Source organism: Herbaspirillum rhizosphaerae (assembly GCF_001189965.1).
GTDB classification, from domain to species: domain Bacteria; phylum Pseudomonadota; class Gammaproteobacteria; order Burkholderiales; family Burkholderiaceae_D; genus Herbaspirillum; species Herbaspirillum rhizosphaerae.
This window is the reverse complement of the sequence record NZ_LFLU01000019.1, coordinates 56,378-67,954: the sequence shown is the minus strand read 5'-3', so window position 1 is coordinate 67,954 and position 11,577 is coordinate 56,378. Positions and strand designations below refer to the sequence as shown.

Genomic DNA, 11,577 nt, shown 5'->3' with positions numbered 1-11,577 from the left:
ATGTCTTGGCAGTGGATGAAAAGACAGGTCGCAGCAGGCAGGCCTGTCCCGGAAAAATCAGAAAAATGTCATGGCAGCATCAGGCTGCCGACCAGCCGCCGCCCAGGTCCTGCAAGCCGCTGGTGATCGAGACGCTATCGCCCGGCGCCAGCGGCGGCAAGGCGCGCGGTTGGCGTTGTTCGTCGGTGGCGACGTAGGTCAGCGTCGCTTCGGTCACCTTGACGATCTCGGTCTGGAGGCGGTTGCGCTCGGCGTAAACCTCGACGTTGACGGTAATCGAGGTATTGCCGACTTTGACGATATCGGCGTAAAACGACAGCAGATCGCCGACGAAGACGGGTTGTTTGAATAAGAACGAGTTGACTGCGATGGTGGCGACGCGGCCGTTGGCACGCTTGGTGGCGGGCAGGGAGCCGGCGATGTCGACCTGCGCCATGATCCATCCGCCGAAGACGTCGCCGTAGACGTTGGCATCCGCCGGCATCGGCATGACGCGCAGTTGCGGCATCTTTCCTACCGGCAGCGAGGTGTTATGCTGGCTTGTCATACTTTTCCTTTTAAAAGCGTGAAGTCCTGCGGACTCTTATAATGCGGAAGTTCGGGAGGGTAAAGCCCTGCAGGCTGTTACAGACCCTAATCCCCTAGTTTATAGGAGTCGTCGCCTCTGCGTCGGCTCCCCCGTAAAACAAAAGCACAAATTTTTTCGGTCAATTCTTTCATGCGTCGATATCCGCCTTCTTCCGCGCCGCAAGCTGAGCGCGGCGCTTCTGTTCCTGCGCACAGCGACTGGCAAACGCTGGGCACGCTGTTGCCTTATCTCTGGACTTACAAATGGCGCGTGCTGCTGGCGCTGGGTTTCCTGGTCGGCGCCAAGCTGACCAATATCGGCGTGCCGTTGCTGCTCAAGCAACTGGTCGATCGCATGACGATCGGGCCGAACAATCCTCAGGCCTTGCTGGTGTTGCCGCTGTCGCTGCTGGTGGCTTACGGCGCGCTGCGACTGGCGACCACGGTCTTCACCGAGCTGCGCGAGTTCGTGTTCGCGAAGGTGACGCAGCGCGCGGTGCGTACGATTGCCTTGCAAGTATTCCGCCATCTGCATTCGCTGTCGTTGCGCTTCCACCTGAACCGCCAGACCGGCGGCATGACGCGCGACATCGAGCGCGGTACGCGCGGCGTGTCGACGCTGGTGTCGTATGCGCTGTTCAGCATCTTGCCGACGCTGATCGAGATCGCGCTGGTGATGGTGTATCTGGTGCTGCATTACGAGATCTGGTTCACCGTCATCACGGGCGGCGCGCTGGTGCTGTACATCATCTTCACGATCACCGTGACCGAGTGGCGCACGCACTTCCGCCGCACGATGAACGATCTCGATTCGCGCGCCAATTCCAAGGCGATCGATTCGTTGCTCAACTATGAGACGGTCAAGTATTTCAGCAATGAAGATTTCGAAGCGCGCCGTTACGACGAAGGCCTGCAACGCTATGAAACGGCGGCGATCAAATCGCAGTCCTCGCTGTCCTTGCTGAACTCGGGACAATCGGCCATCATCGCCATCGCGGTCACGCTGATTCTGTGGCGCGCCACGCAGGGCGTGATCAACGGCACAATGAGCCTGGGCGATCTGGTGCTGGTGAATGCCTTCATGATCCAACTGTATATTCCGCTGAATTTCCTCGGTGTGATCTATCGCGAAATCAAGCAGAGCCTGGCTGACATGGAGCGCCTGTTCTCGCTGCTGGAACAGAACAAGGAAATCGCCGATACCTCCGATGCTAGGCCGCTCGTCACCGCCGGTGCGGCAGTGCGTTTCGCCAACATCGATTTCAGCTACGAAAGCAAGCGCCAGATTCTGTTCGGCGTCGATTTTGAGATTGCCGCCGGCACCACGACGGCGGTGGTCGGCCATAGCGGATCGGGCAAGTCGACGTTGTCGCGTTTGCTGTATCGCTTCTATGACGTCGACGCCGGCAGCATCACCATCGACGGTCAGGATCTGCGCAAGGTCACGCAAGGGTCGCTGCGCCAGGCCATCGGCATCGTGCCGCAGGATACGGTGCTGTTCAACGACACCATCGAATACAACATCGCCTACGGCAAGCCCGGCAGCAGCAAGGATGAAATCATCGCCGCCGCCAAGGCCGCCTACGTGCACGATTTCATCGAGTCGCTGCCGGACGGTTATGCGACGACGGTGGGCGAGCGCGGCCTGAAATTGTCCGGCGGCGAAAAGCAGCGTGTGGCGATTGCGCGCACCTTGCTGAAGAATCCCGCGGTGCTGATTTTCGATGAAGCAACTTCCGCGCTCGATTCCAAATCGGAACAGGCGATCCAGGAGCAACTGAGCGAGATCGCGCAGAATCGCACCACGCTGGTCATCGCGCATCGCTTGTCGACCATCGTCGATGCGCATCAGATTCTGGTGCTGGAGCATGGTCATATCATCGAGCGCGGCACGCACACGCAGCTGCTGGCGTCGGGCGGCGCGTATGCGCAGATGTGGGCGAGGCAGCAGGCCAAGGATGACGACGAGGACGAAGGCGCATCGGAACCGTCGCCATCGCTGCAACTGGCTTAAGCTGAAACTATACGAAGCATGGTCGGCATCATGCTCTCCTGAGGCGGAGTAGGAAGAATGGAAACCAAGTGGCTGGAAGATTTTATTTCCCTGGCTGAGACGCGCAGTTTCAGTCGCTCTGCCGAATTGCGGCACGTGACGCAACCGGCTTTTTCGCGGCGCATCCAGTCGCTGGAAGCCTGGCTGGGCTCCGATCTGATCGACCGCACCTCGTATCCGACGCGGCTGACGGCGGCGGGCGAGGTGTTCTACGAGCAGGCGGTGGAGATGCTCGGCCAGATCAACAACACGCGCGCCATGCTGCGCGGCAAACGGCCGGCGCAGCAGACCACGGTCGACTTCGCGGTGCCGCATACCCTGTCGCTGACGTATTTCCCCAAATGGCTGAGTTCGCTGGAGTCGGGATTCGGCGCGCTCAATACGCGCCTGATTGCGCTCAACGTCCATGATGCGGTGATGACCATCGTCGAAGGCGGCTGCGATCTGCTGCTGTGCTATCACCATCCGCGCCAGCCGGTGCAGCTGGACTCCAGCCGTTACGACATGCTGACCATGGGGCGCGAAAGCGTGCGCCCGTATTCGCGTTGCGATCGCGGCGGCAAGCCGGACTATGTACTGCCCGGCAGTTCCAAGTCGCCGCTGCCTTTCCTGTCCTATACGCCGAACGCCTATCTGGGTCGCATGGTCGAGCTGATCATGGGCGACGCCAAAAAGCCGCTGCATCTGGAGAAGCACTACGAGACCGACATGTCGGAAAGCCTCAAGATGATGGCGTTGGAAGGGCATGGCGTCGCTTTCCTGCCGGAATCCTCGGTGACGCGCGAAGTGCGCAACAAGCAACTGGCGCGTGCCGACGGCGCCCACGGGGAGTGGGAAGTCGAAATGGAAATCCGTTTGTACCGCGAACGGCCGACGCCGCAACGCAGCGGAAAAGTCGTGGTCGCGCGCCTGTGGGATTACCTCCAGGAACAGGAAGAGAACCGCAAGAATGCGGCCGCGCGGGCGAAAAAACCTCCGAAAGGCGCGTAGTACAAGGGCTCTTTCAAGGTTATGCATGGATTGCATAGTTGCATGCGCACAAAGCATTAGCGTTGGTGCATGGCATTGCCCTACGATGGCGTCGCTGTCGATGGCGTGCCCTGGATTCTTGGTTTGCACGGTTTTCCTGTGCAGATGCGTCCACACGCCTGGCGAGGCTTTCTCCTCGCCGGCGGCTGAAAAATTAAGCAATATCGCGCGACAACACCGACTCCGGAAGGAGTAGGATGGCGTAAGCCTGAGTTTCGCGGTTTGATTAATTTTGCAGCAGTCTCGGCCAGCATGGCTAAAGCGTGGCAACATCAAGGAGCGATTGCATCATGTCGAACGAACCAGTCAAGCAGCACGAAGTCCCTTCCTACCTTACTCCGCATGGCATCGGCCCATGGGGAGATTATCTCGAACAAATCGACCGCGTTACCCCCTACCTCGGCTCGCTGGCGCGCTGGGTGGAAACCCTGAAGCGCCCGAAGCGCATGCTGATCGTCGACGTGCCTATTGAGCGCGATGACGGCACGATCGCCCACTTCGAAGGCTATCGCGTGCAGCACAATACCTCGCGCGGTCCCGGCAAGGGCGGCGTGCGTTTCCACCAGGATGTGACGCTGTCCGAAGTGATGGCGTTGTCGGCCTGGATGACGGTCAAGAACGCGGCGGTGAACGTGCCGTACGGCGGCGCCAAAGGCGGCATCCGGGTTGATCCGAAGACATTGTCGCGCGGTGAACTGCAGCGCATGACACGCCGCTACACCAGCGAAATCGGCATCATCATCGGACCGAACAAAGATATTCCGGCGCCGGACGTCAACACCGATTCGCAGATCATGGCCTGGATGATGGATACCTATTCCATGAATCAGGGCAGCACCGCTTCCGGCGTTGTCACCGGCAAGCCGATCTCGCTGGGTGGCAGTCTCGGCCGCCACGAAGCGACCGGTCGCGGCGTGTTTGTGGTCGGTTGCGAAGCCGCTGCAAAACGCAATCTCGACATCAAGAATGCACGCATCGCGGTGCAGGGTTTCGGCAACGTCGGCGGCATCGCTGCGCGTCTGTTTGCTGAAGCCGGCGCCAAGGTCGTCGCGGTGCAGGATCACATCTCGACAGTCGTGCGCGACAGCGGTCTCGATGTGCCTGCGCTGCAAGCCTATGTGGCGCAACACGGCAGCGTTGCCGGCTTCCCGGGCGCTGATGAAGTCAAAGACCGCGCCCAGTTTTGGGCAACCGATTGCGACATTCTGGTGCCTGCTGCACTCGAACAGCAAATCACGGTCAACAATGCGCCATCGATTCGCGCCAAGATCATTCTCGAAGGCGCGAATGGTCCGACCTCACCGGCGGCCGACGATATTCTGACCGACAAAGGCGTGCTGATCGTGCCTGACGTGATCGCCAATGCCGGCGGCGTGACCGTCAGCTACTTTGAATGGGTGCAGGATTTCTCAAGCTTCTTCTGGACCGAAGACGAGATCAACCTGCGTCTCACACGCATCATGCGCGAAGCCTTCGCAGCCGTCTGGCAACTGGCGGAAGAGAAGAAGGTGTCCTTGCGCACGGCGGCATTCATCGTGGCGTGTACACGCGTGTTGCAAGCGCGCGAAATGCGCGGTTTGTATCCTTGATGCGGCCGGCGGCAAGCAGATAGAAATATGCAGTTGAAATAACCGGCGGCAGGGAAGAAAAATAAAATCAATATTCCCTGCCGTCGACAATAGAAAAAAAGTAAATGGCGGTGCAGGCTTGCCTGCGTCGGTCTGACGAAAAATGCGAAAAGCGCGCGTGCGTTTTCCTCGCATTTTTTGCGCATGCCGTGACCGTTTGATTTGTGCGTAAGGAGGAGACGTCTACGCCCAACATTCGAAACATGCCGACGACCAGACGTTGTCGGCGCGAGCGCGTGTGCGCTTGCTGCGGACTGTCCTGCGCATGCAATCGCGCAGCGCCGGTTGCAGTGTTTCCTGATGGCGGCAAAAACTTCCCTTTTTAAATCGCACGCCGGCTATGGCAGCCAGGCTCTTACACGCGTCCCGTCAAGGCGCGAAAGAGCGGACAGGGCGCGAATTATGCCGTTGATTGCGGGATTGTTTGCTTGATTTTCTGGCATGATACTTGCTCAATGAATTTCTCCAGTCGCAGGGCTGGGATGCGAGTCGCAGATGACGAAGAAATCGGTCAGGCAAATCTGGTGTGGTTGGGGGGCGGTCCTGGCGTTGAGCATCGGCATGTCGTTACCGGTGCATGCGGAAGGGATGTTCGATAAAGTCAGGCGCACCAACACATTTGTGATCGCTTACCTGAACGGTACGATGCCGTTTGCGTTTGTAGGCGACGACAAGCAGGTGACGGGTTATGCCATCGATCTGTGCCGCAGGATCGCAGAAGGAATCCGGAAGGATTTCAAATTGCCGCAGATGCAGGTGCAGTTCATGGAAGTGGATACGGTGACGCGCTTTATTGCGCTGGATCAGGGCAAGGCGGATCTGGAATGCAGCACGTCGACGAACAATGCGGAGCGCCGGAAGATTGTCAATTTTACCGTGCCGCATTTCTTCGCTTCAGTGCGCATGCTGGTGAAGGCCAATTCGGGAATTCACAGCTGGGAAGACCTGCGTGGCAAGACGGTGGTGGTGCCGCGCAACACGCCGATGGTGAAGCAGATTGAAGAGCGCAGCAAAATCCGCTCTCTCGACATCAAAGTCGTGGAAGTGGCCTTTAACGAGGAGGCCTTCGACAGCGTGGAAAAGGGCAAGGCGGATGCCTTCGTGATGGAAGATGTGCTGTTGCGGCGCTATCTGCTGTCGGTGCCGCATCCGGAGCGTTACACGATGGTCGGCGAGTCGCTTTCGCTGGAGCCCTACGGCATCATGATGCGCAAGGGCGATCCGGAGTTCAAGCGTTACGTGGATTTGCAGATGGTGAAGATTGTCCGGTCGGGCGAAATTTTCAAGCTGTATGACCGCTGGTTCATGCAGCCCATCAGCGCCACGATCCCGGCGATGAATATGCCGATGGGGTATCTGCTGCGTGATACGCTGCGCTACCCGACGGATAAAGTCGCGGATGAATGAATTTGGCGGAATTTCCGCATGAAATAACGGTTTTTGAGCTGCATTCTGCGATGCAGGAAAGTTTTAGGAAACTAAGGTAATTTAAAGGCAAAATAGCCTCTTTTCAGGAATGAAGACTATTTTTGAAGAATGGCTTTTGGTACACTACGTAAAAATTTTTCCAGGAGGTCACATGAAGTTATTAAAGCTAGCAGGGGTATTGGTTGGGGCAAGTGTTTTGATGGGCTCGGTCCATGCTGAAGAGTTCACCGGTCGTCTGAAGAAAATCAAAGAAACCGGTACGCTGACACTGGGTGTGCGCGATGCCTCGATCCCGTTCTCCTACCTCGATGACAAGCAATCGTACCAAGGTTACTCGATCGACCTGTGCCTGAAGGCGGCAACAGCGATCCAGAAGAAGCTGGGTCTGACTTCGCTGAACGTGAAGATGGTTCCTGTGACTTCGGCAACCCGTATCCCGCTGATCGCCAACGGCACAACCGACATCTCTTGCGATTCGGCTACCAACAACATGGAACGTCAGAAGCAAGTTGCTTTCGCCGTGACCGAGTTCGTGACAGCCAACCGCTTCCTGTCGAAGAAAGCCGCCAACCTGAAGACGCTGGACGACCTGAAGGGCAAGACCATCGTGTCGACCTCCGGTACTTCCAACCTGAAGCAAATCACTACGCTGAACACCGAGCGCAACCTGGGTATGAACATCCTGGCCGCCAAGGACCACGCCGAAGCTTTCCTGATGGTTGAAACCGGCCGTGCAGTCGCGTTCGTGATGGACGATATTCTGTTGTCCTCGCTGGCAGCCAACTCCAAGGCGCCCGGCGACTACGTGGTTTCCAGCGAAGCGCTGTCGGTTGAGCCGTACGGCCTGATCCTGCCATTGGGCGACACCGCGTTCAAGAAGGTTGTCGACGATGCGATGATCAACGTCTACAAGGGCGACGACATCAAGAAGATCTACGCCAAGTGGTTCCAATCGCCTATCCCGCCAAAGGGTGTCAACCTGAACGTGCCGATGAGCCCGCAACTGCAAGCCGTCTTTGCCAAGCCTACCGATTCCGGCGAACCATCTGCTTACGCAGCTGTGCCGGAAGCGCAAAAGCAATCTTCGAAGAAGAAATAAGCTTCAGAAGTGAGTCAGAAGTACAGCATTTGATTGCTGTACAGCATGAAAAACGAAACGGGGGAGTTGTCCCCCGTTTTGTTTAAGTTGGCGAAGAAAGCAAGACCTGCTCAGAAAACCGTGTTTTACCTCTGTGTAAACCGGCGCAGGCCGCCTGGGAGTGCCGTGGCAATGCGGCATTCCTGATCGCAAACGAGTCGAGACGAGAAGACGAGGGCATCTATGCATTACAACTGGAACTGGGGCATATTCTGGGAGCAGTCTCCCGATGGCATCCCCTACATCGATACATTACTGATCGGCCTGAAATGGACCATCGCCACGGCCGTACTGGCCTGGATCATGGCGCTGGTTCTCGGCACGATCGTCGGCACCATCCGCACGACCCAGAAACCCTGGGCCGTCCGCATCGCCAACGGCTACGTTGAGCTGTTCCGCAATATTCCGCTGCTGGTCCAGATGTTTCTCTGGTACTTCGTGATGCCGGAACTGGTGCCTGCCGCCGTGGGCGACTGGCTCAAGAGCTTGCCGGAAGCATCGTTCGTCACCGCTTTCCTGGCGCTGGGTTTCTTTACCTCGTCGCGGGTTGCCGTGCAGGTGAGCACCGGTATCAACGCCTTGCCGCGCGGCCAACGCATGGCCGGCGCCGCACTGGGCCTGACGCCTGTGCAGACTTACCGCTACGTGCTGTTGCCGATGGCTTTTCGCATCATCATCCCGGCCCTGACCAACGAGTTTGCCGCGATCATCAAGAACAGCTCGGTGGCCCTGACCATCGGCCTGGTGGAGCTGACGGCGGCGACTTACTCGATGCGCGAATTCACGTTCCAGACGTTTGAATCGCTCACCGGCGCCACCGTCATCTACATCATCATTTCCGTTATTGCGCTGCTGCTGGCGCGCATCCTGGAAAAAGTTACCGCCGTGCCAGGTTACATCACGACCGGCAGCTCCAGTACGGGAGGTCATTAAACTATGTTTTCCAATTTCGACTTCGATATCATTCAGCGTTCGTGGTTCTACCTGATTACGACCGGCCTGAAGTTCACGCTGGTGCTGACCATCACTGCGATGGTCGGCGGCATCATCCTCGGCACCTTGCTGGCGATGATGCGCTTGTCCAGCAACAAGCCGCTGTCTTTCGTGGCAACCACCTACGTCAACCTGATCCGCTCGGTGCCGCTGGTGCTGGTGATTTTCTGGTTCTACTTCCTGGTGCCGTTCATCGGCGCCTGGGTGATCGGCGCCAACGAACCGATCCAGGTCGGCGCGTTCCAGTCGGCGCTGATTACCTTCATCTTGTTTGAGGCGGCGTACTACTGCGAAATCATGCGTTCAGGCATTCAGTCGATCCCGCGCGGCCAGGTGTTTGCAGGCTACGCCATCGGCATGAACTACTGGCAGATGATGGGCAACGTGGTGCTGCCGCAGGCTTTCCGCAACGTGACGCCGATCCTGCTGACCCAAACCATCGTGCTGTTCCAGGACGTGTCGCTGGTGTACGTGCTGGGTTCGGTGCCGGACTTCGTGACCAGCGCCTCCAAGATCGCTCAGCGTGACGGCCGTCTGGTGGAAATGTACCTGTTCGTCGCCGTGGTCTACTTTGTGCTCAGCTTCGTGCTGTCGCAAACCGTGAAGCGCTTCCAGCACAAGATCGCCATCATTCGCTAACCGACACCCGCCGGCCAGCGCTTATCAGATGCGTGGCCGGCTGATACCGTATTCAGGAATTAGGAGAAATAAATGATTGAACTCAATAACGTCAGCAAGTGGTACGGCAGCTTCCAGGTTCTGACCGATTGCACCACCAGCGTCGCCAAGGGCGATGTGGTCGTGGTCTGCGGTCCGTCGGGTTCGGGCAAGTCGACGCTGATCAAGACCGTCAACGGCCTGGAGCCGTTCCAGAAGGGCACGATCACCGTTGACGGCGTGTCCGTCGGCGATCCGAAGACCAACCTGTCGAAACTGCGCGCGCGCATCGGCATGGTGTTCCAGAACTTTGAACTGTTCCCGCATCTGTCGATCCGCGAAAACCTGACCATCGGCCAGGTCAAGGTGCTGGGCCGCAGCGTGGACGAAGCGACCGAAAAGGGCTTGAAGTATCTGGACCGCGTCGGCCTGATCGCACAAAAAGACAAATTCCCGGGCCAATTGTCCGGCGGCCAGCAGCAACGTGTGGCGATTGCCCGCGCGCTGTCGATGGACCCGATCGCGATGCTGTTCGACGAACCGACATCGGCGCTCGACCCTGAAATGATCAATGAAGTGCTGGACGTCATGGTCGGCCTGGCGCAAGAAGGCATGACCATGATGGTCGTGACCCACGAAATGGGCTTTGCGCGCAAGGTTGCCAACCGCGTCATCTTCATGGACAAAGGTCTGGTGGTGGAAGACTGCAAGAAGGAAGACTTCTTCGGTTCGCCACGCTCGGAACGCGCGCGCGACTTCCTGGCCAAGATCATTACGCACTAAGACGCTGAAGCCGCCGGAGGCGGAGCGCCTTGTCTGCGCTCCGGATTTTGCTCTGGCAAGCTCAGTCGTTCAACGAAAACCGCCCGGTTCAGGCCGCGGCGGTTTTTGTTTTTTGGATGGCGTTTGAAGACGGGTGTTTGAGGTGCCGCAATTCGGGTGCGGCAGCCCTTGCGGTAAAATAGCGGGATTTCGTGCGCTTGGCACGAGCACTAATTCAGAGGAAGAGAAGAGCGATGAGCGACGTAGTGACCATTACCCGTCCGGACGACTGGCATTTGCATTTGCGCGACGGCGCGACCCTGGCAAGCGTATTGCCGCATACCGCTCATCAATTCGCGCGCGCGATCATCATGCCGAATCTGAAGCCGCCGGTCACAACCACCGAGCAGGCCGGCGCCTACCGCGACCGCATCCTGGCGGCGCTGCCGGCCGGCGTGCAGTTCGAGCCGCTGATGGTGCTCTACCTGACCGACAACACGCCGCCGGAAGAAATCCGCAAGGCCAAGGCGAGCGGCTTCGTGAAGGCCGTCAAGCTGTATCCGGCCGGCGCCACCACCAATTCCGATGCCGGCGTCACCGATCTGCGCAAGTGCTACAAGACGCTGGAAGTCTTGCAGGAAGTCGGCATGCCTTTCCTGGTGCACGGCGAAGTCACCGATCCGGCGATCGATATCTTCGATCGCGAAGCCGTCTTCATCGACCGCGTCATGACGCCGCTGCGCAAGGATATGCCGGAGCTGAAGGTCGTCTTCGAACACATCACCACCAAAGACGCCGCCGACTATGTCATGGCTTCAGAAGGCCCGACTGCGGCGACGATCACTGCGCATCACCTGCTGTACAACCGCAACGAAATCTTCAAGGGCGGTATTCGTCCGCATTACTACTGCCTGCCTGTCCTGAAGCGCGAGACCCATCGCCAGGCGCTGGTGGCCGCAGCGATTTCCGGCAGCGACAAGTTCTTCCTCGGTACGGATTCCGCGCCGCACGCCAAGGGCTTGAAAGAGCACGCCTGCGGTTGCGCCGGCTGCTACACCGCGCTGCACGCGCTGGAGCTGTATGCGCAAGCTTTCGACCAGGCCGGTGCGCTGGACAAGCTCGAAGCCTTCGCCAGCTTCAACGGCCCGGCCTTTTACGACTTGCCGCGCAACGAAGGTACGGTGACCTTGCGCCGCGAGAACTGGACCATTCCCGCCGAGTTGCCGATGGGCGACGCGACGGTTGTGCCGCTGAATGGCGGCGAAACAATCAATTGGAAAATGGCCTGAGCGGTATCGCCTGTTTCAGCGTTTACCTGGCAT

General features: G+C 58.4%; 10 protein-coding genes. 9 read left to right on the top strand and 1 reads right to left on the bottom strand.

Annotated elements, in window-relative coordinates:
- Window positions 1-79 precede the first annotated feature (79 nt).
- Window positions 80-547, bottom strand: a complete 468-nt coding sequence (locus AKL25_RS20480; RefSeq protein WP_050479561.1) for an acyl-CoA thioesterase — start codon at window positions 545-547, stop codon at window positions 80-82.
- Window positions 548-718: 171 nt separating this feature from the next.
- Between AKL25_RS20480 and AKL25_RS20475 the strand changes: the two genes are divergently transcribed.
- The 9 genes from AKL25_RS20475 (at window position 719) to pyrC (ending at window position 11,544) form a co-directional block, all read left to right on the top strand.
- Window positions 719-2,581 (top strand): ABCB family ABC transporter ATP-binding protein/permease, encoded by a 1,863-nt coding sequence (locus AKL25_RS20475; RefSeq protein ID WP_050479560.1) that lies wholly within the window; start codon window positions 719-721, stop codon window positions 2,579-2,581.
- A gap of 57 nt (window positions 2,582-2,638) precedes the next feature.
- On the top strand, window positions 2,639-3,610 hold the full coding sequence (locus AKL25_RS20470; protein WP_050479559.1) for a LysR family transcriptional regulator: 972 nt from the start codon (window positions 2,639-2,641) through the stop codon (window positions 3,608-3,610).
- 329 nt (window positions 3,611-3,939) lie between these two features.
- The gene (locus AKL25_RS20465; protein WP_050479558.1) at window positions 3,940-5,238 is read left to right on the top strand and encodes a Glu/Leu/Phe/Val family dehydrogenase; all 1,299 of its coding nucleotides are present in this window, start codon (window positions 3,940-3,942) and stop codon (window positions 5,236-5,238) included.
- A gap of 534 nt (window positions 5,239-5,772) precedes the next feature.
- A complete protein-coding gene (locus AKL25_RS20460; RefSeq protein WP_050479557.1) occupies window positions 5,773-6,684 on the top strand; it encodes an amino acid ABC transporter substrate-binding protein in 912 nt (303 codons plus the stop codon).
- A gap of 172 nt (window positions 6,685-6,856) precedes the next feature.
- The gene (locus AKL25_RS20455) at window positions 6,857-7,804 is read left to right on the top strand and encodes an amino acid ABC transporter substrate-binding protein (protein ID WP_007877948.1); all 948 of its coding nucleotides are present in this window, start codon (window positions 6,857-6,859) and stop codon (window positions 7,802-7,804) included.
- 222 nt (window positions 7,805-8,026) lie between these two features.
- Window positions 8,027-8,776, top strand: coding sequence for an amino acid ABC transporter permease (locus tag AKL25_RS20450; protein WP_050479556.1), 750 nt, complete (start codon window positions 8,027-8,029; stop codon window positions 8,774-8,776).
- Window positions 8,777-8,779: 3 nt separating this feature from the next.
- On the top strand, window positions 8,780-9,475 hold the full coding sequence (locus AKL25_RS20445) for an amino acid ABC transporter permease (protein WP_050479555.1): 696 nt from the start codon (window positions 8,780-8,782) through the stop codon (window positions 9,473-9,475).
- A 72-nt stretch (window positions 9,476-9,547) separates the two neighbouring features.
- A complete protein-coding gene (locus AKL25_RS20440) occupies window positions 9,548-10,276 on the top strand; it encodes an amino acid ABC transporter ATP-binding protein (protein WP_007877944.1) in 729 nt (242 codons plus the stop codon).
- A 233-nt stretch (window positions 10,277-10,509) separates the two neighbouring features.
- On the top strand, window positions 10,510-11,544 hold the full coding sequence (pyrC, locus tag AKL25_RS20435) for a dihydroorotase (protein WP_050479554.1): 1,035 nt from the start codon (window positions 10,510-10,512) through the stop codon (window positions 11,542-11,544).
- The last annotated feature ends 33 nt before the right edge of the window (window positions 11,545-11,577 follow it).